At 73.6% G+C, this 22,930-nt stretch carries 20 protein-coding genes; 9 read left to right on the top strand and 11 right to left on the bottom strand.

Translation table 11 applies throughout. The features are described from left to right. Positions 1-45: 45 nt before the first annotated feature. The 5 genes from ACIPM1_RS05025 to ACIPM1_RS05005 all read right to left on the bottom strand — a co-directional run bounded on the left by ACIPM1_RS05025 (position 46) and on the right by ACIPM1_RS05005 (position 7,550). Positions 46-1,008 (bottom strand): NAD-dependent epimerase/dehydratase family protein, encoded by a 963-nt coding sequence (locus tag ACIPM1_RS05025; RefSeq protein ID WP_356185861.1) that lies wholly within the window; start codon positions 1,006-1,008, stop codon positions 46-48. Between the two features lie 249 nt (positions 1,009-1,257). Further along, a complete protein-coding gene (locus ACIPM1_RS05020; RefSeq protein WP_402429032.1) occupies positions 1,258-2,601 on the bottom strand; it encodes a hypothetical protein in 1,344 nt (447 codons plus the stop codon). Further along, positions 2,598-4,400 carry a DUF3492 domain-containing protein gene (locus ACIPM1_RS05015; protein WP_402429029.1) on the bottom strand — a complete coding sequence of 601 codons (1,803 nt, stop codon included), beginning with the start codon at positions 4,398-4,400 and terminating at the stop codon, positions 2,598-2,600. The genes ACIPM1_RS05020 and ACIPM1_RS05015 overlap by 4 nt, the downstream gene beginning before the upstream one ends. A 461-nt stretch (positions 4,401-4,861) precedes the next feature. After that, the gene (locus ACIPM1_RS05010) at positions 4,862-6,403 is read right to left on the bottom strand and encodes a DUF3152 domain-containing protein (RefSeq protein ID WP_402429026.1); all 1,542 of its coding nucleotides are present in this window, start codon (positions 6,401-6,403) and stop codon (positions 4,862-4,864) included. 7 nt (positions 6,404-6,410) lie between these two features. Further along, positions 6,411-7,550, bottom strand: a complete 1,140-nt coding sequence (locus ACIPM1_RS05005) for an alpha/beta fold hydrolase (RefSeq protein ID WP_402429023.1) — start codon at positions 7,548-7,550, stop codon at positions 6,411-6,413. 199 nt (positions 7,551-7,749) lie between these two features. Between ACIPM1_RS05005 and ACIPM1_RS05000 the strand changes: the two genes are divergently transcribed. The 4 genes from ACIPM1_RS05000 (at position 7,750) to ACIPM1_RS04985 (ending at position 9,817) form a co-directional block, all read left to right on the top strand. After that, complete coding sequence (locus ACIPM1_RS05000; RefSeq protein ID WP_402429020.1) at positions 7,750-7,965, top strand: hypothetical protein; 216 nt, start codon at positions 7,750-7,752, stop codon at positions 7,963-7,965. Between the two features lie 178 nt (positions 7,966-8,143). After that, a complete protein-coding gene (locus tag ACIPM1_RS04995; RefSeq protein ID WP_356185846.1) occupies positions 8,144-8,788 on the top strand; it encodes a TetR/AcrR family transcriptional regulator in 645 nt (214 codons plus the stop codon). 309 nt (positions 8,789-9,097) lie between these two features. Continuing rightward, positions 9,098-9,325, top strand: a complete 228-nt coding sequence (locus ACIPM1_RS04990) for a DUF3107 domain-containing protein (protein WP_356185843.1) — start codon at positions 9,098-9,100, stop codon at positions 9,323-9,325. A gap of 222 nt (positions 9,326-9,547) precedes the next feature. Continuing rightward, the gene (locus ACIPM1_RS04985) at positions 9,548-9,817 is read left to right on the top strand and encodes a hypothetical protein (RefSeq protein WP_402429017.1); all 270 of its coding nucleotides are present in this window, start codon (positions 9,548-9,550) and stop codon (positions 9,815-9,817) included. Between the two features lie 82 nt (positions 9,818-9,899). Here the strand turns inward: ACIPM1_RS04985 and ACIPM1_RS04980 are convergent, their stop codons facing one another. Continuing rightward, the gene (locus ACIPM1_RS04980) at positions 9,900-10,646 is read right to left on the bottom strand and encodes a ferritin-like fold-containing protein (RefSeq protein WP_402429014.1); all 747 of its coding nucleotides are present in this window, start codon (positions 10,644-10,646) and stop codon (positions 9,900-9,902) included. 482 nt (positions 10,647-11,128) lie between these two features. Here ACIPM1_RS04980 and ACIPM1_RS04975 point away from each other — a divergent pair, with 482 nt between their 5' ends. Both ACIPM1_RS04975 and ACIPM1_RS04970 read left to right on the top strand, forming a co-directional pair. Next, positions 11,129-13,804 carry a DEAD/DEAH box helicase gene (locus ACIPM1_RS04975; RefSeq protein ID WP_402429011.1) on the top strand — a complete coding sequence of 892 codons (2,676 nt, stop codon included), beginning with the start codon at positions 11,129-11,131 and terminating at the stop codon, positions 13,802-13,804. A 487-nt stretch (positions 13,805-14,291) separates the two neighbouring features. After that, positions 14,292-15,182, top strand: coding sequence for an alpha/beta fold hydrolase (locus ACIPM1_RS04970; protein WP_402429008.1), 891 nt, complete (start codon positions 14,292-14,294; stop codon positions 15,180-15,182). Between the two features lie 83 nt (positions 15,183-15,265). Here the strand turns inward: ACIPM1_RS04970 and ACIPM1_RS04965 are convergent, their stop codons facing one another. Then, positions 15,266-16,171 carry an NYN domain-containing protein gene (locus tag ACIPM1_RS04965; protein ID WP_356186129.1) on the bottom strand — a complete coding sequence of 302 codons (906 nt, stop codon included), beginning with the start codon at positions 16,169-16,171 and terminating at the stop codon, positions 15,266-15,268. A gap of 216 nt (positions 16,172-16,387) precedes the next feature. Here ACIPM1_RS04965 and ACIPM1_RS04960 point away from each other — a divergent pair, with 216 nt between their 5' ends. Continuing rightward, positions 16,388-16,540 (top strand): hypothetical protein, encoded by a 153-nt coding sequence (locus ACIPM1_RS04960; protein ID WP_356185829.1) that lies wholly within the window; start codon positions 16,388-16,390, stop codon positions 16,538-16,540. 129 nt (positions 16,541-16,669) lie between these two features. Here ACIPM1_RS04960 and ACIPM1_RS04955 read toward each other — a convergent pair whose 3' ends face one another. The 3 genes from ACIPM1_RS04955 to ACIPM1_RS04945 all read right to left on the bottom strand — a co-directional run bounded on the left by ACIPM1_RS04955 (position 16,670) and on the right by ACIPM1_RS04945 (position 19,195). Continuing rightward, a complete protein-coding gene (locus ACIPM1_RS04955; protein ID WP_402429005.1) occupies positions 16,670-17,275 on the bottom strand; it encodes a MarC family protein in 606 nt (201 codons plus the stop codon). A 129-nt stretch (positions 17,276-17,404) separates the two neighbouring features. Further along, the gene (locus ACIPM1_RS04950; protein ID WP_402429002.1) at positions 17,405-18,262 is read right to left on the bottom strand and encodes a PHP domain-containing protein; all 858 of its coding nucleotides are present in this window, start codon (positions 18,260-18,262) and stop codon (positions 17,405-17,407) included. A gap of 291 nt (positions 18,263-18,553) precedes the next feature. Then, on the bottom strand, positions 18,554-19,195 hold the full coding sequence (locus ACIPM1_RS04945) for a DUF6758 family protein (RefSeq protein WP_402428999.1): 642 nt from the start codon (positions 19,193-19,195) through the stop codon (positions 18,554-18,556). Positions 19,196-19,368: 173 nt separating this feature from the next. On the opposite strand from ACIPM1_RS04945, the gene ACIPM1_RS04940 reads away from it, so the two are divergent. Then, entirely contained in the window at positions 19,369-20,592 is a 1,224-nt protein-coding gene (locus ACIPM1_RS04940) for an MFS transporter (RefSeq protein WP_402428996.1), read from the top strand. Between the two features lie 31 nt (positions 20,593-20,623). Here ACIPM1_RS04940 and ACIPM1_RS04935 read toward each other — a convergent pair whose 3' ends face one another. Then, on the bottom strand, positions 20,624-21,220 hold the full coding sequence (locus ACIPM1_RS04935) for a suppressor of fused domain protein (RefSeq protein ID WP_402428993.1): 597 nt from the start codon (positions 21,218-21,220) through the stop codon (positions 20,624-20,626). A 567-nt stretch (positions 21,221-21,787) separates the two neighbouring features. On the opposite strand from ACIPM1_RS04935, the gene ACIPM1_RS04930 reads away from it, so the two are divergent. Further along, positions 21,788-22,906, top strand: a complete 1,119-nt coding sequence (locus ACIPM1_RS04930) for a magnesium and cobalt transport protein CorA (RefSeq protein ID WP_356185812.1) — start codon at positions 21,788-21,790, stop codon at positions 22,904-22,906. Positions 22,907-22,930 lie beyond the last annotated feature (24 nt).

The raw sequence follows: 22,930 nt of genomic DNA, 5'->3' as shown, positions 1-22,930 counted from the left end.
GAGTGCCAGGTGGAGTGCCAGGTGGAGTGCCAGGTGGAGTGCTGATCAGATACGACATGCCGCCTCCATCCAGATGTCGGCGAGGGATTCTTCGAGGTTGATCCGGGGGCGCCAGCCGAGCCGGTCGCGCGCGGTGCGCACGTCGGCCTGCTGCCAGCTCCCGCAGCCGTCGGGGTACGGGTACGCGACCGGGGCCGGGTGGTCCGAGTCGGGGCGCGGGTGGCCGATGCCGGGCCTGAGGTGGGCGCCGGGCGGGCCGTCGAGCTCGTGCAGGGCGCCGCCGTATCCGGCCACTCTGGCGAGGACCGCGGCGGCGTCGCGGAGCCGGACGGCGCGGCCGGAGCCGATGTTGATGACGCCCTGCGCGGCGGACAGCGAGGCGGCGTGTACGGCGCGGGCCACGTCACGGACGTCGACGAAGTCGCGCTGGACGCCCAGTCCGCCGAGCTTGAGCTCGCCGTCGCCGGACTGCATGGCGCGGCGCATGGCCTCGGCCAGGCGGCCGAGCGGGGAGCCCGCGGGGGTGCCCGGTCCGGCGGGCGAGAAGACGCGGAGCACCACGGCGTCCAGGCCGGAGCCGAGGACCAGCTCGGTGGCGGCGAGCTTGCTGACGCCGTACGGGCCGCCGGGGCGGGGCACGGCGTCCTCGGCGGTGGAGGAGCCGGGCTGGCTCGGGCCGTACTCGGAGCTGCACCCGATCTGCACCAGCCGGGCGCCGCAGCCGCTGCGGCGCAGGGCCTCGCAGACGGTGGCGACGGCGACGGTGTTGTGCCGGGTGAGTTCGCGGGCGCCGCCCCGGGTGGCGCCCGCGCAGTTGACGACGACCCCGGGGTGGACCGCGTCGAGGAAACGGGTGAGCGCGCCGGGACTGCCCGTGGCGAGGTCGAAGCGGACATCGGCGTCGTCGCCGCGGCCGAGGGCGGTGAGCTGGACGGCCGGGTCGGCGAGCAGGCGGTCGGCGACGAAACGGCCGAGGTACCCGTTGGCCCCGATCAGCAGAACCCTCATCGGGCGGCTCCCGGGGTGTGCGCTCCGGTGGCTCCGGATGCTCCGGATGATCCGGATCGGGAGGTGGTCATCTGGTCTTCTCCTTCAGGGGGTGGTGCGGTTGGCTCCGGCGGTGGGGCCGGTGCCCGCGGCCGGCCCGGAGGCCGGCTTCTGCCTGCGGCTTGCGCCCGGCGGGTACGGGCGCCGCCCGGGGCCCGTCGGGGGCGTGCCGTGGGCGGCCGCGGGTGCGCGGGGCCGGCCGTGTGCCCGTCACGGCCGGCCCTCCGCTCCCGCGTGGGCCGAGGCCCGGGTCAGTGCGTGCGTCGCGTGCACGAGCAGGGCGACGGCCACGGCTCCGCAGGCCAGCGCCGGGATGCTGCCGGGGCCGAGGGCGGCCACCAGGCTGTGGACCGGGACGGCCAGGACGTCGCAGCCGGGGAGGCGGGCGGCGAAGACGGTGGCGAGGGCGGTGGCCTCGACCGTGGCCGCGACGGCGAGGGCGGCGGCGGGGGCGCGGGTGACGCCGTGCGCCGCGAGGAGGCGGGCGAGCAGCAGCAGGGCGCCCAGGGTGAGGGCCTGGGCGTAGCCGGCGGACTCGCCCAGGGCCGCGCCGCTCGCGGCGAGCAGGGCCGCGAGGGCGCAGAGGAACAGGCCGAAGGTGCCGAGTAGCAGGGGCCGTACGGAGGTGGCGAACTCCTCCAGGCCGCGGCTGGCCGAGAGCTTGCGCCGGGCGCGGGCGGCGAAGATCCGGGCGGTCCAGAGGGCCGGGGCGCAGGCCAGGGTGAGGGCGAGCACGGGCGCGGCGGTCATGGGCCAGGGGCCGCCCGCGGTGCCGTCGGGCAGTCCGTCGGGGCCGCCTTCCAGGGCCACCGCGAGGAGGCCGTCGCCGAGCAGGGCGTAGGCCACGAGCCAGCAGGTCCAGGCGCGCGTGCCGGGCGTGTGCGGGCCGCCCGGCCCGCTGCCGCCGGTGCGCCGCGGAGTGCTCAGCGGGCCCCGGCGCAGCGCGGCGCGCAGGGCGAGGGCCACGGCCAGGACGCCGGCCGCGGCCACGACCGGACGCGTGCGGCCCTCGGTGAGGCGCAGCCCGGTGAGGGCCGCCGCGCACAGTGCGCCGGGCAGCAGGCCGAGCAGGACCCGGCCGATGCCCGCCCCGGGTTCCGCGGCGGGCTCCGGGCGTGGGGGTTCCTCTCCGTCGCGGGCGACGCGCGCGTACATCTCCTCGGCGAGCGAGAAGACGTCCCGGTGGCGGAAGCGGGCGGCGGTCCGGTCGGTGACGCCGTGCGCCTCCAGACCGGCGGCGATCTCCAGGGGGTCGACGGCCCGCTCGCACAGTTCGCGGTGCCGGTGCATCAGTGTCTTGACGGGGTCGGCGGCACCGCGCCGGACGGCGGTGACCGCCCCCGCGGCGCCCACGGCGCCCGCCGCCGCGGGCGCGCCGCGGTCGGAGGCCGTGCGCGCCGGTGCGGTGCATGCCGATGCCGTGTCGTGGGGCGCGCCGGGGTCGTCGTCGCCCGGCCGTGGCTCCGTCTCGTCGAGCCATCGCAGCGACCGCGCGTCCCAGGCGCCGGGGCTGGTGGGGGTGCCGGGGTGGTCCGGTCTGCCCGCGCCGCTCATCGGACGGCCTCCCGCACGCTCGGCGCCGGGGGCGTTGCCGGGGCCGGGACGGTGGGCCGCGTCGGTGCGCCGCCCGGCCGTCCGGGGCCGTGCTGGGCCGCGACGGGGCCGTCCTGGGCCGCCACGGGGGCGGTGGGGCCGGTCCAGTGGCCGGGCACATGGGCCTCGGCCGGGGCGGCGAACGGCAGGGGGTCGCCGCTGTCGTCGAGGAGGACGTGCCGCACCGGGTTGTGCGAGACGATCTCCAGGTAAATGCCGTGAAATGCCGCGATGTTCTGCTCGACGGTGAACAGTTCGAGCGCGCGGGCGCGGGCGGCCGCACCCAGGCGCGCACGGCGCTCGGGGTCGCGCAGCAGCGTCACGCACGCCTCGGCGAGCGCCCGCGGATTGCGCGGGGGGACGACGAGTCCCGTGCCGCCGATGACCTCCACGACCGCGCCGGCGTCCGTGGAGACCGTCGCCCGGCCGCAGAACATGGACTCGACGAGGCCGACCGGGAAGCCCTCGACGACGCTCGACAGGACGACCACGGCGGCCGAGGCGTACACGGCGGCCTGCGTCGGGGCCTCCGGGCCGCCGATCTCCTCGAAGGAGACGGGGTTGTCGCCGACGGTGTGCGGTCCCTCGGCCTCGTCGGGGAAGAGCTGGGCGGCCAGCGCCCGGCAGTGGCCCAGGTAGGCGGCCCCCTCCGGACCGGCCGCCGCGCCCACGATCCGCAGGCGCGCCCTCGGCTGCTCCTTGCGCACCTCCGCGAAGGCGTGCAGCAAGGACACCAGGTCCTTGGCGGGCTCGACCCGGCCGGACCACACCAGCGTGAGCGGATCGGCGGCCTCGGGCGACTCGCCGGCCTCGGCGAAGGGGGCGGCGTCCATGCCGGGGTGGACCGTGCGCAGCCTGGTGCGGTCGGCGCCGCAGCGCTCCTGCCAGCGGCGGGCGTGCGCGTTGCCGTGGGTGACGACGGCGGCCTGCCGGTAGACCTCGGCGGCGAGCCTGCGGTGGAAGCCGGCGAGCAGGGCGCGCACGGCGGGCGCGGTGCCGTCGGCGCACGCCGCCAGGTAGTGCGAACGCACCTGCACGCCGTACTCGGTGACCAGCAGTGGGACACCGCGGAAGTGGCGGGCGAGCAGTCCGGGCAGGGCCGCCGTGCCGCCGGCCGCGGTGTGGCAGACGTCGGCCGCACCGAGGCCGTCGTCCTCGTACCAGTCGAGGGAGAGGGGGCGCAGGGCGCGTTCCAGATGCGCGGCGACCGCGAGCAGGTCCGGTACGCGGGCCTCGCGCGCCGCGCGCTGTGCGCCGGGCGCACGACAGGCGTTCTCCAGCGCGCGGACGGCGGCCTCCGAGCGGAGGGCGCCCGCCAGTCCGCCCTCCTCGCGGGCGAGTTCGGCGAGCCCGTACAGCGCACTGGCGAAACGGTCCGCCTCGTCCTCCGGGCCGCCGCCGTGGACGGCCGCGCCGAGTGCGTCGTCGCCGGTGGCGGACGCGGTGGCCCCCGGCCCGCCGACGGCGGTGGCGGTGGACAGGACGGCTGCCAGCTCGCCGTAGCACTCGGCGAAGCGCCGGCGCGCGCGGCGCCCGTACCCCACACCGTCGTCGTCGGTCGTCCAGCCGGACGCGGTCCGGACCCCGACGACCTGCGGCGGCAGCGCGACCCAGCCCTCGTCCTCCTGCTGCCGGCTGCGGCTGAGCGCGTAGACGTCGAACTCGTGCTGAGCGAGCCCGCGCACGAGCCGCTCGCACCACAGTCCGGCGTCACCGCTCACATACGGGTAACCACCCTGTGTCACCAGTCCGATGCGCACGCGTACACCTCCGATCTCTCCCGGCGTGGGGAGCCGCCGTCGCACCGGCGGCTCGCAGCGGGAAGAAGGTATGCGGACAGGGCGGTGGCGCGACGGACGGTTGTCCGTCGCGCCACCAAAAGGGGTGAACGGTCGTAACTTTCCCTGGCGGTTGACGTTCCGTCGCGCTAGGAGACCAGTCGATCACAAAGCGTCAGACGCATTCACCGGTTCCCGCCGCGCGGCCCGCCGCCGGCAGGCGACCTCGGGATCGAGGGCCGGTACGGCGGCCAGGATCCGCCGGGTGTGCGCGCCCGCGGCGATTCGTACACCGCGCCGACCGGGCGCGAGGCCCACGCGCCGGCGCTTTCTACCGCTGAACTCGTGCGGGCGGCGGCCCCGATGCACCCCGGCCCCGATGCGCCCCTTCGAGCCTCACGCGCTCCGGCAGTCCCCGTCCGGCCGCACCGTAGAGCCGCCCGTCAACTCGTGGGATAGGGCCAGGGGTTGGGCAGGCAGTGGATTCCGTCGTGGTCCAGGAACTTCGTCTGCTGCTGCATCACCGGCGCCAGCGCGCCGTTCTTGCCGCAGGAGACATGGCCGTGCCCGAGCCGGTGCCCCACCTCGTGGTTGATCAGCATTTGCCGGTACGCGTGGATCTTGTCCCCGTAGGTCGCCGAGCCCTGCGCCCACCGGTAGGCGTTGATCATCACGCGCTCGGTGGAGGCCGAGTCGCACGAGACGTTGTCCTCGGTGGTGTCCAGACCGGACTTGGCGCACCACTTGGCGGTGGTGCCGGGGCTGGCCAGCGTGATCACGAAGTCGGGTTTGCCGGAGGAGACGCGCTCGAAGGTGCGGGCGCCGTGGTGCGCCCAACTGCGGTCGTCGTTCAGGGTCTTCTGCACGGCGTCGGCGAAGAGCTGTCCGTCGAGACCCAGCCCCCGCTCCACGTCCACCCGGTAGGTGTACTTCTGCCCCGCGCCGGGCGCCTCGGCCCCGCCCGGGACCGCGTCGAACGCGCCCGAGCCCGCGAAGGAGGGGCTGAGCGGGTACTTCGTGCCCATCTTCTGGTCGTACGTCAGCGCCGCCGCCTCCGGCGCGACGGACGGGGCGGCCGGGGCGTCCGCGCCCCCGGCGGCGCGGGCGCCGTTCCCGTCGGAGGCGGACTGCGACCGGACTCCGGTGCCCGCGTGGCCTTCGGTGACCTGTCCGGCGACGACCACGGCGAGCACGGTGGTGACCGCGGCCGCCGCGATGCCGGTGAACGTCCGCCCCTTGGTCCCCTTGGCCTGCTCGGGCTCGCCCGTGGGCGATGCGGCGCCGTCGCGCGGCGCGACTTGGACCTCCCGCCCGGTCGGAGGGGCGTACGCGTCGGCTGAGTTCACGGTTTCCACGGGATGCGCGTTGCCGCGGAAACGGGGGGCGAAAACGTCGACTTCGTCGAAGGCGTCGATGTAGGCCTGGCGGGGGCCGTTCGGCGGCGCCTGGCGCTGCCGGGGCAGGAAGGCGCCGGTTCCGACACCGGAACTCGTAGCGGCCCCGGCGCCGGGACCCCCGCGTCCGCCTCGGTCGCGCTCCCGCAACTCGCCCCAGCCGCCCCCGGCCTCCCGCTGCTCGGGATGCCCGCCACGAGCCTGGGGAACACCCCGCGCGGGTGTGCCGTCGGGCAGCCGCGGGACGCCACGAGCAGGCGTGCCGTCGGGAAGCCGCGGAACACCGCGAGCGGGTGTGCCGTCGGGAAGCCGGGGCGCCGCATAGGTCTGCCCCGGTGCGGGCCCGCGTCCGGGCCGCGGTCCCTGCGGCGGCACGGCGCCCTGCCGGGCCCCCGCCGGCACGGCACCCTGAATCTGCCGAACCCCCGGCACCACTGCGGGACTCGCCCCCGGGCCCGGCCGGCCGTCGGGCTCGGCGCGGTCGTCGCCGCCGCCGTCCCGGGCCGTGCGGCCGTCCCGATCGGCCCGTTCTGCGGTTGTCTCCGCGGTGCCGCCCTTGGGGGCGTTTCCGCGTCGGCTGTGGCGTCCCACCTGGCCCTCAGCCCTCCGTACCCGCGTCGTCCGCGCCGATCGCGCGGTCCGCGCCGGGGGAATCCCCACCGGCGTCCTCCGGGCCGGCGGCATCGGCACCGGCGGTCGCGTCGACGGGCACACCTCTCGCCACGCCGGTCGCCATGCTCTCCGCCGCGCCGTCCGCCACGGCCTTCGCCGTACGGTGGCCCAACTCCCCCGTCGCGGCGAGCAGTTCACCGAACGCGGCCGCGACGGTGTCCGGGTACTCCATCATCGCCACGTGCCCGGCGTCCGGCAGCGTGACCAGCCGGGAGTCACGGAAGGCGCGGGCCGCCCGCTGGGCCATGCGGAAGCCGACGAGCTGGTCCCGGCCGCCGTAGATCAACAGGGTCGGCGCGAGGACCCGTTCGGCCTGGCGCCACAGCCCGTGCTGACCGCCCAGGGTGTACGCGTTGACGATCCCGCGCGCGGAACGCGCCATCGCGTCCCAGAAGTACGGCAGTTGCAGTCGCCGCTCCATCTCCTCCACGGCGTTGCGGAATCCCTCCGGCGTCACCCTCCCGGGATCGCCGTAGCAGAGCGCCATGACCCCGCGGACCCGCTGCTCGGCCGTCCACTCCCGGGTCAGCCGGTTGAAGACCGCGGCCACGCCGGGGACCCCCAGCAGCCCGGTGGGCACGGCGGAGCGCTGGATGCGGAGTTCGGGCAGGGCGGGCGACACGAGGGTGAGCGTACGGACGAGGTCGGGCCGTAGCGCGGCGACCCGCGTCGAGACGGCACCGCCGAGCGAGTTGCCGAACAGGTGGACGGGCCCGCGCCCGGACGCGTCGAGGTGGCGGATGACCGCGCGCGCGTGCCCGGAGACGGAGTAGTCGCCGTCGTCCGGCGGCGGGGAGTCGCCGAAGCCGGGCAGGTCGAGCGCCTCGCCGTCGACGACGTGGTCGAGCAGCGCCATCAGCGCCGACCAGTTCTGCGAGGAACCGCCGAGCCCGTGGACGTAGAGCGCGGGGGGCAGGCCCTCCCGCGCGGGTGGCCGTGACCGGACCGACAGCGTGACCCCCGGCAGCCCGACCGACCGCAGCCGCTCGCCCTCCTCGACCCTCACGGGCGCCACCCTGGGAAGGACGTTGGCGGCCGGCACGGAGGGCAGCTCGGTCGAAGACATGCGGCAATGTTACGAGACGATCACGTAGTGGTTCATGTGTTCGCCGTCACAGATGTCACGCGTGTGCTTGCGCGGATGGCGCACCTCCGCGGCCACGGATCGCATAGCGTCCGGATCGGGTGTCTCCTACGCTCGTACACAGGGCACCCGTATGTGGCCCCTGCATCTTCCAGGGACAACCGTAGGAAGGGAGCCCGGCATGACATTCGACCCCACCGAACCCGAGACGTTCGAGGACGAGGGTGCCACGGAGATCGACGCGGAGGCCGCGGAGGGCGACGCCGTGGAGCAGCACGCGGAGGTCACACCGGAGGGCGACGAGCCCCTCACGGAGGTGGAGGCGGACCGGGCGAACGAGGCCGACGTCATCGAGCAGAAGCGGGCCGTCTCCCTCGACGAGGACGACTACCGCTGACGTGCTGAGTAGGCACCGCGCACACTTTGCCCGCTCCGAAAGCGATTGATACGTTCCACGATGCTTTCGCCGTTGTCCGCTCCGTGAAATTCTGCGCTCGCACCGCGCGCAGCAGGGTTACCGAAAAGTACGATGGCGACGCGGCGCACACCGCATGTGGACGATTTTGGGAGGCGGCGTGACAGCCATCGAGCAGACAGAGGCGGCACGCCCGAGGGGTACGCGCCTGCCGCGCCGTGCCCGACGGAACCAGCTGCTGGGCGCCGCCCAGGAAGTATTCGTGGCACAGGGCTACCACGCCGCCGCGATGGACGACATCGCCGAGCGCGCCGGCGTCAGCAAGCCGGTCCTCTACCAGCACTTCCCGGGCAAGCTCGACCTCTACCTGGCGCTGCTGGACCAGCACTGCGAGTCGCTCATCCAGTCCGTGCGCCACGCGCTGGCGTCGACGACCGACAACAAGCAGCGCGTGCGGGCCACGATGGACGCGTACTTCGCGTACGTCGAGGACGACGGCGGGGCCTTCCGGCTGGTCTTCGAGTCGGACCTGACGAACGAGCCCGCGGTGCGCGAGCGCGTCGACAAGGTCACGAACGAGTGCGCCGAGGCGATCTGCGACGTCATCGCCGAGGACACCGGCCTGTCCCGCGCGGAGTCGATGCTGCTCGCCTCCGGCCTCGGCGGACTCGCCCAGGTGGTGGCCCGCTCCTGGCTGCACAGCGACCGCAGCGTCCCGCGCGACCAGGCGGTCCAGCTGCTCACGTCCCTGGCGTGGCGCGGTATCGCGGGCTTCCCGCTGCACGGCACCGACCAGTCCCACTGAGTCCGGGCCCTGGGCTCGGGCCCGGGGCGACCGGGCCCCGAGTGCCGACCCGCCGGGCCGAGCCCGGACCCTGAGCCCGGGCCCCGGTCCGGGTTCAGGTCCGGCCGCCGCGCCCGTCGCCGCGCCGGGTCGTGCGGGCGGCGCTTCGTCCCCGTCGGTCTTTTCCCTTCGGCCCCGTCGGTCTGTTCCCGTCCGCTGTTCGCTCCTGGCGTTCTTCGGCGGAGCGTGTCCGTCCCCTCACCGGGCTAATGTGTGCTGGGTACGGCGCGGAAGGTCGCGCACTTCACTGACCGTCGGAGGGACATAGCCGTGGAGGTCAAGATCGGCGTGCAGCACGCGCCTCGCGAGATCGTTCTGGAGAGCGGTCAGAGTGCCGAGGAGGTCGAGCGGGCGGTGGCCGAGGCCCTGGCCGGGAAGTCCCAGCTGCTGACCCTCGTGGACGAGCACGGCCGCAAGATCCTGGTCCCGGCCGACCGGCTCGCGTATGTCGAGATCGGGGAGCCGGCCCCGCGCAAGGTGGGCTTCGGCGCGCTGTAGTCCAGCGGAGCGACGCGGAGCCGCGACACGCGGCGAACAGGGAGAGGGGTCCGGCGGTTTTCAGGCCGCGGGGCCCCTCTCCCGTGTGCCGTCCGTGCGGCTGCGCCCCTGCTTCACGGGCGAGACACGAACAGCCCACGGGCGAGGGTTGCCTTCCGCAGGTCAGGGGTATGACCGGCTACGACCGTCAGGCACCGGCCGTCCGCTCGGGAGGGACCCGTCATGTTCTTGGAAGCGTTCGGCTCCGCCGTGCTCGGTCTGCTGCTCGGATGGGCCGCGTTCCACCGGCTGTCCCACCGCCTGCCGTCCCGCCCGCTGGTGCTCTCCACCGGTGTCGCGGGCGCCCTCTTCGGCGACTTCGTCACGCACAGCGCGCTCGGCACCGACAGCGTCCTGCCGAGCCTCCTCGGCGCGGCCGTCGTATCGGCCGCCTCCCTCTCCCTGCTGCTCCGCCCCGCGGGAAGACTGCGCCGGCGGTCCGCCCCGGCCTGAACCGGCGCAGACGCCGGCGCGTCCACCGAAAGGACTCCCGCAGGTGACGGTCCCCGCGGGGTGAAGCGGTCTCCGCCGAGCGTCAGGCGGCCAGCCCCAGCGCGGCCATCCGCTTGGTGTGCGCCTCCGTGATGCGGGTGAACATCCGGCCGACCTCGGCCAGGTCGAAGCCGTCCGCGACACCGCCGACGAGCATCGTGGACAGCGCGTCCCGGTCGGCCACGACCCGCTGCGACTGCGACAGGGCCTCGCCCATCAATCGCCGCGCCCACAGCGCGAGCCGTCCGCCCACGCGCGGGTCCGCGTCGATGGCCGCGCGCACCTTCTCCACCGCGAAGCCGGCGTGGCCGGTGTCGTCCAGGACGCCGAGGACCAGCTCGCGCGAGTCGGAGTCGAGGCGGGCGGCGACCTCCCGGTAGAAGTCGCTGGCGATCGAGTCGCCGACGTAGGCCTTGACCAGGCCCTCCAGCCAGTCCGAGGGGGCCGTCTGCTTGTGGAAGCCGTCGAGCGCGGCCACGAACGGCTCCATCGCGCGGGTCGGCTCCTCGCCGATCCCGGTGAGCCGGTCGCGCAGCCGCTCGAAGTGGTGGAACTCGGCCGAGGCCATCTTCGCCAGCTCGGCCTTGTCCGCGAGCGTGGGCGCCAGCTTGGCGTCCTCCGCGAGCCGCTCGAACGCCGCCAGCTCGCCGTACGCGAGCGCGCCGAGCAGGTCCACGACCGCGGCGCGGTACTGCGGGTCGGCGGAGGCCGTCGCCCAGTCCTGGGCGGCGATCCCGGTGCGGCCTTCGGGTGCGTCGGAGGAGTGGTCAGGCTTGTCAGAGCTCGTCATGAAGCGCACAATAGCCCGCTCACCGCGTCACGGACGGACCTGGTCAACCAGTGTGACGACGACTACGTGACCAAATCGGCCATCGCGTGTGCGCGATTCCGGGGTATGGTGGTAATGCGCCTGCTGGTACTTCGACGTACCTCGACAGGCCGCACGCATGAGGATGCCCGGTCGGTGGCCCGATCGGCTCCGACCCGACAGCCCTCCCTGGCCGTACGCCACAGTGCGTACGACGACCGGAGGGACCTCCAAGCGGTACGAGCGCTAGAGCGTCGGCAGTGGTCCCGTGCCCTTACGGTCCGCCCGTAATGGCAGCCGACGTCCCCCAGGCACGGTCAGACACGACCCCCGCGCTCGCCTCGCACCGCGCACACAGAAGAGGCAGCACCCTGACTACGACTTTCCGAGAGCTCGGAATCCTCCCCGAGACGGCCGAAGCGCTTGAGGCCGTCGGCATCGTCACCCCCTTCCCCATCCAGGAGATGACCCTCCCCGTCGCCCTCTCGGGTACGGACGTCATCGGCCAGGCCAAGACCGGCACCGGCAAGACGCTCGGTTTCGGCCTTCCGCTCCTCGAGCGCGTCACCGTCCCCGCCGACGTCGAGGCGGGCCGCGCCAGGCCCGAGGCCCTCACCGACGCCCCGCAGGCGCTCGTCGTGGTCCCCACGCGCGAGCTGTGCACCCAGGTCACCAACGACCTGCTGACCGCGGGCAAGGTACGCAACGTGCGCGTCACCGCGATCTACGGCGGCCGCGCCTACGAGCCCCAGGTGGAGACCCTGAAGAAGGGCGTCGACGTGGTCGTCGGCACCCCGGGCCGCCTGCTGGACCTGGCCGGCCAGAAGAAGCTGAACCTCAAGCACGTCAAGTGCCTGGTCCTGGACGAGGCCGACGAGATGCTCGACCTGGGCTTCCTGCCCGACGTCGAGAAGATCATCAACATGCTGCCGGTCAAGCGCCAGACCATGCTGTTCTCGGCGACCATGCCGGGCGCGGTGATCGGTCTGGCCCGCCGCTACATGTCGCAGCCCACGCACATCCGCGCCACCGCGCCGGACGACGAGGGCGCCACGGTCGCGAACACCAAGCAGTTCGTCTACCGCGCGCACTCCATGGACAAGCCGGAGATGGTCGCGCGCATCCTGCAGGCCGAGGGCCGCGGGCTGGCGATGATCTTCTGCCGTACGAAGCGTACGGCCGCCGACATCGCCGAGCAGCTCCAGCGCCGCGGCTTCGCCTCCGGCGCGGTCCACGGCGACCTCGGCCAGGGCGCCCGCGAGCAGGCGCTGCGCGCCTTCCGCAACGGCAAGGTCGACGTCCTCGTCTGTACCGACGTCGCCGCCCGCGGCATCGACGTCGAGGGCGTCACCCACGTCATCAACTACCAGTCGCCGGAAGAGGAGAAGACGTACCTGCACCGCATCGGCCGTACCGGCCGCGCGGGCGCCAAGGGTACGGCGATCACGCTGGTCGACTGGGACGACATCCCGCGCTGGCAGCTGATCAACAAGGCGCTGGAGCTCGGCCTCAGCGACCCGGCGGAGACCTACTCCACCTCGCCGCACCTCTTCAGCGACCTCGGCATCCCCGAGGGCACCAAGGGTGTCCTGCCGCGCTCGGAGCGCACGCGCGCCGGGCTGGACGCGGAGGAACTGGAGGACCTCGGCGAGACCGGCGGCCGCGGTCGCGGTGAACGGGGCGGCCGCGGCGGGCGGGACGAGTCCCGTTCCGCGGAGCGCGAGCGCCCCGCGCGTACGCCGCGCAGCCGGCGCCGTACGCGCAGTGGTGCGCCGGTGGACTCGGCGCCCGGCGGGGCGCCGGTGGAGGGCAACACGCCGGCGGCAGGTGGGACCGCCGCGCCGCAGGACGGCGAGGCCCGCACGCCGCGCCGCCGTCGGCGCATGCGCGGCGGGGTGCCGGCGCAGCCGGTGACCTCGGAGGCGGGGTCGGAGTCGACGGCCGGCGCGCCGGTCGAGACCGCCGTCGCGTCCCGGAGCGCGGAGCCCGCGCAGGCCGCCGAGCCGGCGCGGCACGCCGTGGCGACGGCGGAGAGCCAGGCCCTCGACACCGCCGCGACCTCGACGAAGCCGCGCCGCCGCCGTACCCGCAAGTCGGCCGAGCCGGCGGCTTCGGCGACCGCGACGGCGGTGGCGGTCGAGACCGCCGGTCCCGTCGAGGTGCCGGAGACCGTCCTGGCTCCGGAGGTCGCGGAGCCGGCCGCTTCCCGGCCGCGTCGCCGCATCCGCGAGGAGACCACCGGGACCTTCCAGACCGCCGACGCGGCCCGGGCCGCGCTCGCCGCGGCCCAGGGCTCGGCGGAGGCGGCGGCGGAGCAGAAGCCGCGCCGCACCCGCAAGAAGGCGGCGGCTGCCGCCGAGACCGCGCTGGACACGGCCGAGGGCACCGTCGAGCAGACGGAGGCCAAGCCGCGCCGCCGCACCCGCAAGGCGGTCGCCGAGACCGCCACCGCCGACATCCCGGCGCAGACCACCGAGGGCCCGGACGGCAGCGCTCCGGCCACGGGGGACTCCGCCGAGGCCGCGCCGCGTCGGCGTACGCGCAAGACGGCCCAGGCGGCCGAGGCTCCGGCCGCCGTGGACGCGACGGGCGTCGCGGAGGCGGTGACCACGGACGGAACCGCGGCCAAGCCGCGCCGCACCCGCAAGGCCACGGCCGCCGCCGAGGTCGCCGCCGACACGGCGGAGGGCACCCCGGCCAAGCCGCGCCGTACGCGGAAGGCCACGGCCGCCGCGGCGGAGGCTCCGGTCCCGGCCGAGGAGGCGGAGGCCAAGCCGCGCCGCAGGACGCGCAAGACCGCCGAGGCGGCCGAGGCGGCCGAGGCCGCGCTGGACACGGCGGAGGCCGTGGCGGCCAAGCCGCGCCGCACCCGCAAGGCCGCCGCCGCCCCGGAGGCCGTCGCCGACACGGCCGGGGAGGCCGAGGCCAAGCCGCGCCGCCGCACCCGCAAGGCGGTCGCCGAGACCGCCACCGCCGACATCCCGGCGCAGACCACCGGTGAGCCGGAGGCCAAGCCGCGCCGCAGGACGCGCAAGGCCGCCGAGCCCGCCGAGGCGGCTGCCACGGAGACGGCGGAGGCGAAGCCCACGGCACGCAGGACCCGCAAGACGGCGGCCACGGTGGAGCCCACCGAGGCCTGATCCAGCACCCGCCCGTTCGAACGGCCCGGACCCACACCTCGTGGAGCCGGGCCGTTGGGCTGTCCCGGCACCAGAAGCACGGCGCACTGAACAGGGCACGCCCACGCCTCCGGCACACCGCGCACGCCCAGGAGCCGCCCGCGCGACTCCGGCACCCCGGCGCGCCCACGGCGCGAGGCCGCGCCTCGCCCCCTCCGGCGTACCAGTTCCTGGTCTCGCCCCACCGCACGAGAGGCCGCCGAGCACGGCACCGGACGGCGGCGGACGCCGACCAGGGCAGTGGTACACCCCGGCCCCACCCTGATTGTCGCCAAGCTCCCGGAACCCCCACCGCACAAGACGCCCCCGCGCCCCGAGGACCCGGGCGCACGGGCTCCACCGCGCACCCCGCAGCAAGGGTCCTCCACGCCGTGTGCCGCACCCGCCCCCACCGCCGCCGGACCGACCCGCCGCCCCTCTCACCCCCCGGGCCGGTTAACCTCGGCTCATGAGCAGGCCTCCCAGCTTTGTTCCGCCGTCCGGTGCGCGGGCCTACCGTCTGCGCACGGCGCGGGGTGAGTTCGCCGTGGTCGACGCGCCGGCCGAGGCCGGGGTCGAGCCGAGGGGGACCGTGCTGCTGCTGCCCGGGTTCACCGGGAGCAAGGAGGACTTCAACCCGCTGCACGAGCCGCTCGCGGCGCGCGGGTACCGGACGGTGGCCGTGGACGGGCGCGGGCAGTTCGAGTCGGACGGGCCCGTGGACGACGAGTCCGCGTACGCGCAGGAGGAACTCGCGCGGGACGTGCTCGCGCAGGCCGCCGCGCTCGGCACGGCCCTGCACCTGCTGGGGCACTCCCTCGGCGGGCAGATCGCCCGCGCGGCCGCGCTTCTCGACCACTCCCCCTTCGTCTCGCTCACCCTCGTGGCCTCGGGCCCGGCGCAGATCTCCGTCGCCCAGCAGCAGCGCGTGAAGCTGCTGCGGGACGCGCTCGGCGTGATGTCGATGGACGTGGTGTGGGAGGCCATCCAGGCGATGGAGCCTCCGGAGGAGACCGACACCGGCGCCGAACTCGACGCCGGTCTCGACGACCGGCACGACCTGCGCCGCCGCTGGCTGGGCAACAAGCCGGCGCAGCTACTCGCCACGGGGCGTCAGTTGTGCGTCGAGCCGGACCGGGTCGCCGAACTCTCCGCCCTCCCCCTGCCGTTCCACGTGCTGTCCGGGTCGCGCGACGACACCTGGCCGGTGCCGCTCCTCGACGAGATGGCCGTACGGCTGCGGGCGCGGCGCACGGTCGTCGAGGGGGCCGAACACTCCCCCAACTGCGACCGGCCGCTCCCCACCGCCCACGCCCTCGCCGACTTCTGGGACACGGCCGTCCGTCACTCCGGCTCCTGACGCCGCTCCCGACCGCCGGCCAGACCGCCGGACCCGTACCAAAACCGCGAGCCCGCGAGGCCTCTTCCGGTGCCGTGCCTGCCTCAGTACTGCCCCTGCAGGTGCTCCCAGAAGCCGTCCCGCAGGGCGCGCCGCAGGTCCGACTGGCCGCGCAGGGAGTACTGGAGCATGCCCTCGGCCTCCACCAGCAGGTCCTGGTCGACGGAACCCGGCAGGTAGGGGTGGCCGGGCAGCAGGTCCACCAGCGCTCCACGGCCCCGTGCCGCCAGCCACTTCGCCGCGATCTGCGCACCCACGAAGCGGACGTCCTCGCGGGCGGGCCGGACCGCACCGGCGGTCTCGTAGGTGGCCGCGGTACGCCGTGACACGTAGGGCTTGAAGAAGTCGAGGTCGAAGGTGCGCTGGCTGTCGACCTCCCACAGCAGCGGCTCAGCCTGGTTGCGGCCCTCGGGTGCCTCGATGCCCCATAGGTGGACCCGGGCGCCGTAGCCCTGCGCCGCCTCGACCGCCGAGACGAGGTCCTCGTCGCCGCCGAGCAGCGCGGCGTCGCTGATGGCGCGGTGCCGGGCGAGGGACTCCAGGTCCGAGCGGATGAGGGAGTCGACGCCCTTCTGCTGGTTGTTGGCGTTGAGGTTGCCGAGGCGGACCTTGACGTCCGGCAGCTCGGCGATCGTCTGCTGCTCGGCGGTGTGGATGCGGCGCCGGGCGCCGTCGTACCAGTAGACGCGCAGCAGGCGGCTGTCCGCGAAGATCGTGCGCGCCTTGTCGATGAGCGCGTCGATCAGCCCCTCGGCGTCCAGGTCGAAGGCGCGACGGTCCTCCGTCCCCGCCACCAGCCGGCCCGCGGCCGCGTACAGATACCCGGCGTCCACGAAGATCGCGTGGGTCGAGGGCGTCTTCGCCACCTCGGCGAGCATGCGTTCCAGCAGCTCGTTCGTGTGCTCGATGCGGCCGGACAGCGCCGCGAGGTCGTCGTTCATCGCCTCCATTGTCCCGGCGGTCACACAGCGGACACAACTGGTCCCGGTCGGTCCCGCGCCGCTTCCTACCGGTCGGTAATTAGGCGTTCGAAAAATTTCTTTAGCGTAGGGAATGTTTGTAACACGCAGCCCGTTGAATACGTACGGAGCAGGGGGCACTGCCGCCCCGTGCGCCAGCCACTCAGTAATTCTCCTCAGGAGGATGACCAGACGAAGGGAGAAGCCGTGCGCTTCGAGATCATGCGCCTCGACGAGGTCGACGGCACCACCGTGGACAGCACCGTCGTGGACGCCGCCTCCGTCAACCGGATCGTTCAGCAGGCCGCCGCCATCGGACAGCGACTGTGGATCCGGCCGGCCGAGACCGCCGCCTCGTAACAGCCGAGACCGCGGCCGCACACCGGACGAGAACCACGGTCGCGCACCAGACGCGGATCACGCACCGCGAAAGCTTCGAAACCCCCGTACGGCACCGATGCCGTACGGGGGTTTCGCGCGTCCGGGGGCTCAGGCGCCCTTGATCACCTGCATGATCCCGTTGATGATCTGCTGCACGGCGATGGCGGAGAGCATCATGCCCGCGAGCCGCGTCACCAGGACCACGCCGCCGTCCTTGATCACCCGGATGATCAGCAGCGAGTAGCGCATCACCAGCCAGAGCACGACGTGGATGGCGACGATCGCCGACCACACCGAGACCTGGGTGGCCACGGTGTCCGCCTTCTGCACGGCGAGGATGACGGACACGATCGCGCCGGGCCCGGCCAGCAGCGGCATCCCCAGCGGGACGAGCGCGACGTTGACGTCCTTGGTCTGCTGCGGCTCGTCGGTCTTGCCGGTGAGGAGGTCGAGCGCGATCAGCAGGAGCAGCAGCCCGCCGGCGATCATCAGCGCCGGCACGGAGACGTGCAGGTAGTCCAGGATCTGGTGGCCGAGCACGCCGAACACGGCGATGACACCGCCGGCCACGCAGACGGCCTGGAAGGCCATCCGCTTCTGCACCTTGGCGGGGCGGCCCGCCGTCAGCGCCAGGAAGATCGGGGTGATCCCGGGGGGATCCATGATCACGAAGAGGGTCAGGAAGAGGGAGCCGAAGACGGCGATGTCGAACATGGGTGTGGAAGGGCCTTGCTCAAGAAGTACGGCGCTACGGACGCACGGGCGTACGGACGCACCGAGGTACGGGACTACGGAAGGGAGGAAGAAGGAGAGGGGTGAGAAGGGCGGCGACGGCGTGCGGGGTCAGGCCCCGCCGGCCCCGGGCACCGGGAACGCTCCCGTCGCCCGCCGGGTGATCTCCCCGTACACCTCGGGGTCCGTCGTGAACTCACCGAGCGCGACGGTCTTCCGGCTGCCGTGGTAGTCGCTGGAGCCGGTCGCGAGGAGGCCCAGCTCCTTGGCCAGGCCGCGCAGCCGCGCCCTGGTGTCGAGGTCGTGGTCCATGTGGTCGACCTCGATGCCGTCGAGCCCGGCGGCGGCCAGCTCGGCGATCGCCGACTCCGGCACCGTACGGCCTCGCTTGACGGCCGCCGGGTGCGCGAAGACGCAGACCCCGCCGGCGCCCTTGACCAGCCGGATCGCCTCGAAGGGGTCCGTCTCGTGCTTCGCCACGTAGGCCCGGCCGCCGTCGGCGAGCCACTGCTCGGTGAAGGCCTCGTCCACGCTCGGCACGACGCCCAGTTCGACGAGCGCGGAGGCGACGTGCGGCCGGCCGACCGAGCCCTCGCCGGCGATGCGCGCGACCTGCTCCCAGGTCACCGGCACGCCCAGCGCGTTCAGCCTGGCGATCATGCCCTTGGCCCGCGGCACCCGGTCGTCCCGGACCAGCTCGCGCTCGGCGAGCAGGGCGGGCTCCTCGGGGTCGAAGAGGTAAGCCAGCAGGTGCATGCTGACGCCGTCGAGACGGCAGGAGAGCTCGGCGCCGGTGACGAGGGTGAGCCCCTCGGGCAGCGCGGCGATCGCCTCGGCGTGGCCGCGGGTGGTGTCGTGGTCGGTCAGCGCGACGACGTCCAGTCCGGCCGCGGCGGCGTGACGCACCAGCTCGGACGGGGTGTCCGTGCCGTCGGAAGCCGTGGAGTGGGTGTGCAGGTCGATGCGCACGACGCGGACTCCAGACGGTGACGGGACGGAAGGGGACACCCAAGGATAACGGGAGAACGGGGGTGCCCTGTCACACCCGCCGGGGCGGTGCACCCCCTACACGCGCCCCACACGCGCCGCTGCACAGCCATGGGCTCCGGACGATCTCCGTACGACCGCATCGCCCCCGCCGGACCACCTCTCAGGCCCGCCGGACAGCCCCACGGAATCGCCCAGCAGCCTCACCGGACCACCCCCTCAGCCCCGCCGGACAGCCTTGCCGGGACCCCCTCGGCCCCACCGCGTCGCCCCTCAGGGCTGAAGCAGCCGGGGTGACAGCGCCCCGCACGGGACCAGTTCGACCTCGGCCCCCGCGTCCCGCAGGTCGGCCAGCACGAGTTCGTCGTACATGAGCAGGCCCGACTGTTCGGGCCACACCACCGCCCACAGCCACAGCCCGCGCGCCTCCCCCGCGAAGACGGCGCGGTCGTCCGGAGTGCCGGAGACATGCCACAGCGGGGTCGGCCGGCCGCCGGCCAGGACCTTGGCGTCCGGCGGTTTCTCCACGTCCAGGTACGGGCCGGGGTCCGGGCCGTCGACGCCCGCGTACCGCGCGCCGAGGCCGACGCCGAGCTCCTCGGCGACCAGGATCAGCTCCCCCATGCCCCCCAGCGGGGCGGGGCCGGAACAGGCCACGGCCGTGGCGCGGCCGCCGGCGCGGTCGTCACCGGCGCTGGCCACGCCCGTGAACAGCCAGCCCACCGGCAGCGGCCAGGGCATCCACACCGGCACCTGCGTGCGGTGCACCACCACACCGAGGGCCTCGACGCTGGGCGGGATCACGGGCTGCAGCGGATGCACCGTCCCGTGGACATCGCACTGCCAGGAATCGCTGAAGAGTCCGGGAGCCCTGACCCGGCCACCGCACTTCGGGCAACTGGGTTCGCCCCTCATAGGGCCCCACGGTCCTACCCCGACTGCGCCACGTCAAGGACGATCACCCGTCCGGGCGGAACCGGCCCGGCCTTCCCCACCAGGGAGAACTAGATGTAATTTGCATTATTTAGCTCAGCTAACTTACTGTGTGCATATACCAACCATCTTCCCCGACCGGGATTGGAGTGCGCATGGACCCCTTCGACGCGGGTGCGGGCGGCATCCTGCGGCAGCCGAAGGCAGTCTGGGCGACGGCCGGTGCGTCCGTCGTCGCCTTCATGGGCATCGGACTCGTCGACCCCATCCTTCCCTCCATCGCCAAGGGCCTGGACGCCACCGCGAGCCAGGTCTCCCTGCTCTTCACCTCGTACTTCCTGATCACCGCCTTCGCGATGCTGGTGACCGGGTTCGTCTCCAGCCGGATCGGCGGCCGCCGGACGCTGCTGCTCGGGCTCGCCCTGGTCGTGGTCTTCGCGGGGCTCGCGGGCACGTCCGGCACGGTCGGCCAGCTCGTCGGCTTCCGGGCCGGCTGGGGCCTCGGTAACGCGCTCTTCGTCTCCACCGCCCTCGCGGTGATCGTCGGGGCGGCGGCCGGGGGCAGCGCCGCGGCGATCCTGCTCTACGAGTCCGCGCTCGGCCTCGGCATGGCGTGCGGGCCCCTGGTGGGCGCACTGCTCGGCGACGCCAGCTGGCGCTACCCCTTCTTCGGCACCGCGTTCCTGATGGCGGTCGGCTTCCTGTGCATCACGGCGTTCCTGAGGGAGCAGCCGAAGCCGGCGCGGAAGACGGCCCTGCTCGACCCGGTCCGGGCGCTCGGCCACGGCGGCCTCGCCTCGGCGGCGGTCTCGGCGTTCTTCTACAACTACACGTTCTTCACCGTGCTGGCCTTCACACCGTTCGTGCTGGACATGACCCCGTACAAGTCGGGGGCCGTCTTCTTCGCCTGGGGCCTGCTGCTCGCCGTCTTCTCGGTGATCGTGGCGCCGCGGATGCAGGAGCGGTTCGGCTCGCTCAAGGTGCTGGGCGGCTCGCTGGTGCTGCTGGCGGCCGACGTGGTCGTCCTCGGCTACGGCGACCACCCCACCGCGATCGTCTGCACGATCCTGTCGGGCGCGTTCATCGGCGTGAACAACACCGTCTACACCGAGCTGGCCCTGGGCGTCTCCGACGCGCCGCGCCCGGTGGCGAGCGCGGGCTACAACTTCGTGCGCTGGTTCGCGGCCGCCGCCGCGCCCTACCTCGCGCCGAAGATCGAGGAGTGGAGCGACCTCCACATGCCGTTCGTGGTCGCGGGCGTCACCGCGGTGGTGGGCGCGCTCGTGGTGTTCGTACGGCGCGGGGCCCTGGTCCACGAGGCGCGGGAGCCCCAGCCGCGGCACGCCGCCGAGGACCGCGTCGGCGTCTTCGTCAACTGACCCCCGAGGGACGGACGTTGGGTGAGCTTGCTCACTCCGGCGGGACGGACGCGCGGGACGGGTCCCGGAGGTCCGTCCCGTGCGTCAGCCAGCGCTCCTGGAGGGCCTGCGCGCCGTGCACCCGCTTCCAGGCGGCCTCGTTCGGGGTCATCGGCAGCAGCGGCAGGAACCGTACGGGGTCCAGCGGTTCGTCGAGCTCCAGGTCCTCGACCAGGCCGCCCGGCTCGGCCACCAGGACCGAGGTGAAGGGCGCGCCCGGCCACAGCGGCCCACCCACGTCGAGCGAGGCGCCCGGAGCCACCACCACACCCTCGACCTGCGGGGACGCGGCGAGCACGGCGAGCGGGCGGAGCACCTTGTCGGTCTCCGCGAGGCCCGCCCGGACGGAGAGGACCAGCTCCGCGCGGGGGCCCTTGACGGGGTCGGCGAGCGTGGCCGTGGGGTCGGTCATGGGGTGGGCGGACATGCCGAGCGTGGCGTACCGGACGAGGGGGCCCTCCCGGCCGTCGTCCCGGAAGCGCAGCACCTCGACCCGGTCCGTACCGAGGAAGGTGACCGCGGCGCGCGCGTCCGGCTCACCCAGCGCGGAGCGCAGCCGGGCCTCGACCAGAGGAAGAACATCAACCATGCGGCGAGCATAGAACTCGTCAGTGCCGGGCAAAGCCGCGTCTTGACACGTCAGCCGACTGATACTCTTGCGCGGTGGTCGGGGCAGCACGCAGAAGCGTTGCGTATCGGGTCCCGACACCGATGAACGTCCCCTTCGGGGGCACCCTTTCACTAGGGCGTGGATCGTCCCTCACGAGGGACCGGCCGGAGGAGGTGGGGCTGTCATGGATCGAAGTCGACCGTGCAGTACCACCCGCTCTTCCGGCCGCTGATGCAGCTTCCGGCCCCGTCACAGGGCCTCTGACGTAGCTGTTCTGGCCTCCCGCCGGCTGCCGCCTCTCGCTTCGCGTGCCACCACGGAAGAGCGCTTCGTTTCGTTGTGCCTGATCCGTCTGACCTCAGTCAGCAGCTGAATCAGCAACAAAGAGCGCCACCGCGACGGTGCGGTGCTCCCCGCTTTGTGGACGTGCCAAACATCCTTCCCTGCCTGAAGGGCGGGGAGACTCCTCGTCAGGACGTCCCCATTCCGGGCAGTTCCAACCGTCACAGCGCGGCCTTTCGTTGCTCGTTGCGAAGGAGCTCTGCCATGTCGATGATCCGTGACCTGCGTGCCGTGGTCCGTCCGTCCCGTCCGGCCGCCACGCGCAAGGACAACGGCACGTACGACACCACGCGCGACCCCGCCACGCCCTCCGCCGTCGTCGACTGCGCCGTCTACCGCGACGGCGTCCGGGTCCAAACGGACCAGCCGGTCGGCCCGCAGGAGGCGATGCGCCTGGTGCGGCGCGACGGAGGCTTCGTGTGGATCGGGCTGCACGAGCCGACCGAGGCCGAATTCGCCGGGATCGCCGCGGAGTTCGGGCTGCACCCGCTGGCCGTGGAGGACGCGGTGCAGGCGCACCAGCGGCCCAAGCTGGAGCGGTACGACGACTCCCTGTTCACCGTCTTCAAGACCATCCACTACGTCGACCACGACAAGCTCACCGCCAACAGCGAGGTCGTCGAGACCGGCGAGGTGATGTGCTTCACCGGCCGGGACTTCTTCATCACCGTCCGGCACGGCGGCCAGGGCTCGCTGCGCGCGCTGCGGCACCGGCTGCAGGACGACCCGGAGCTGCTGGCGAAGGGCCCCTCGGCGGTGCTGCACGCCATCGCCGACCACGTCGTCGACGGGTACATCGCGGTCGTGGACGCCCTGCAGGACGACATCGACGAGGTGGAGACGGAGGTGTTCTCGCCCGGCCGGAAGGGGACGCCGCGCGGCACGGACGCCGGCCGGATCTACCAACTCAAGCGGGAGATCCTGGAGTTCAAGCGGGCTGTGGCGCCGCTGCTGCGGCCGATGCAGCTGCTGAGTGAGCGTCCGATGCGGCTGGTCGACCCGGACATCCAGAAGTACTTCCGGGACGTTGCCGACCACCTCGCCCGGGTGCAGGAGCAGGTCGTGGGCTTCGACGAGCTGCTGAACTCGATCCTCCAGGCCAACCTGGCGCAGGCGTCCGTGGCGCAGAACGAGGACATGCGGAAGATCACCTCGTGGGCCGCCATCATCGCCGTGCCGACGATGGTGTGCGGGGTGTACGGCATGAACTTCCAGTACATGCCGGAGCTGCACTGGAGGTACGGCTACCCAGTGATCATGAGCGTCACGGTCGCCATCTGCCTCGGCATCCACCGCACGCTGAAGCGGAACGGCTGGCTGTGAAGCGGAACGGCTGGCTGTGAGCCG

The sequence above is a fragment of the Streptomyces sp. NPDC086766 genome, assembly GCF_044746005.1.
In the GTDB taxonomy this organism is placed as follows: Bacteria; Actinomycetota; Actinomycetes; order Streptomycetales; family Streptomycetaceae; genus Streptomyces.
This window is presented reverse-complemented; position numbering and strand designations above follow the sequence as displayed.

Excerpts from the sequence above, each read along its gene's own strand:
- ACIPM1_RS05025 (WP_356185861.1), bottom strand. The coding sequence starts at position 1,008 with ATGAGGGTTCTGCTGATCGGGGCCAACGGGTACCTCGGCCGTTTCGTC.
- ACIPM1_RS05020 (WP_402429032.1), bottom strand. The coding sequence starts at position 2,601 with ATGAGCGGCGCGGGCAGACCGGACCACCCCGGCACCCCCACCAGCCCC.
- ACIPM1_RS05005 (WP_402429023.1), bottom strand. The coding sequence starts at position 7,550 with ATGTCTTCGACCGAGCTGCCCTCCGTGCCGGCCGCCAACGTCCTTCCC.
- ACIPM1_RS05000 (WP_402429020.1), top strand. The coding sequence starts at position 7,750 with ATGACATTCGACCCCACCGAACCCGAGACGTTCGAGGACGAGGGTGCC.
- ACIPM1_RS04985 (WP_402429017.1), top strand. The coding sequence starts at position 9,548 with ATGTTCTTGGAAGCGTTCGGCTCCGCCGTGCTCGGTCTGCTGCTCGGA.
- ACIPM1_RS04980 (WP_402429014.1), bottom strand. The coding sequence starts at position 10,646 with ATGACGAGCTCTGACAAGCCTGACCACTCCTCCGACGCACCCGAAGGC.
- ACIPM1_RS04975 (WP_402429011.1), top strand. The coding sequence starts at position 11,129 with ATGACCCTCCCCGTCGCCCTCTCGGGTACGGACGTCATCGGCCAGGCC.
- ACIPM1_RS04970 (WP_402429008.1), top strand. The coding sequence starts at position 14,292 with ATGAGCAGGCCTCCCAGCTTTGTTCCGCCGTCCGGTGCGCGGGCCTAC.
- ACIPM1_RS04965 (WP_356186129.1), bottom strand. The coding sequence starts at position 16,171 with ATGGAGGCGATGAACGACGACCTCGCGGCGCTGTCCGGCCGCATCGAG.
- ACIPM1_RS04955 (WP_402429005.1), bottom strand. The coding sequence starts at position 17,275 with ATGTTCGACATCGCCGTCTTCGGCTCCCTCTTCCTGACCCTCTTCGTG.
- ACIPM1_RS04945 (WP_402428999.1), bottom strand. The coding sequence starts at position 19,195 with ATGAGGGGCGAACCCAGTTGCCCGAAGTGCGGTGGCCGGGTCAGGGCT.
- ACIPM1_RS04940 (WP_402428996.1), top strand. The coding sequence starts at position 19,369 with ATGGACCCCTTCGACGCGGGTGCGGGCGGCATCCTGCGGCAGCCGAAG.
- ACIPM1_RS04935 (WP_402428993.1), bottom strand. The coding sequence starts at position 21,220 with ATGGTTGATGTTCTTCCTCTGGTCGAGGCCCGGCTGCGCTCCGCGCTG.
- ACIPM1_RS04930 (WP_356185812.1), top strand. The coding sequence starts at position 21,788 with ATGTCGATGATCCGTGACCTGCGTGCCGTGGTCCGTCCGTCCCGTCCG.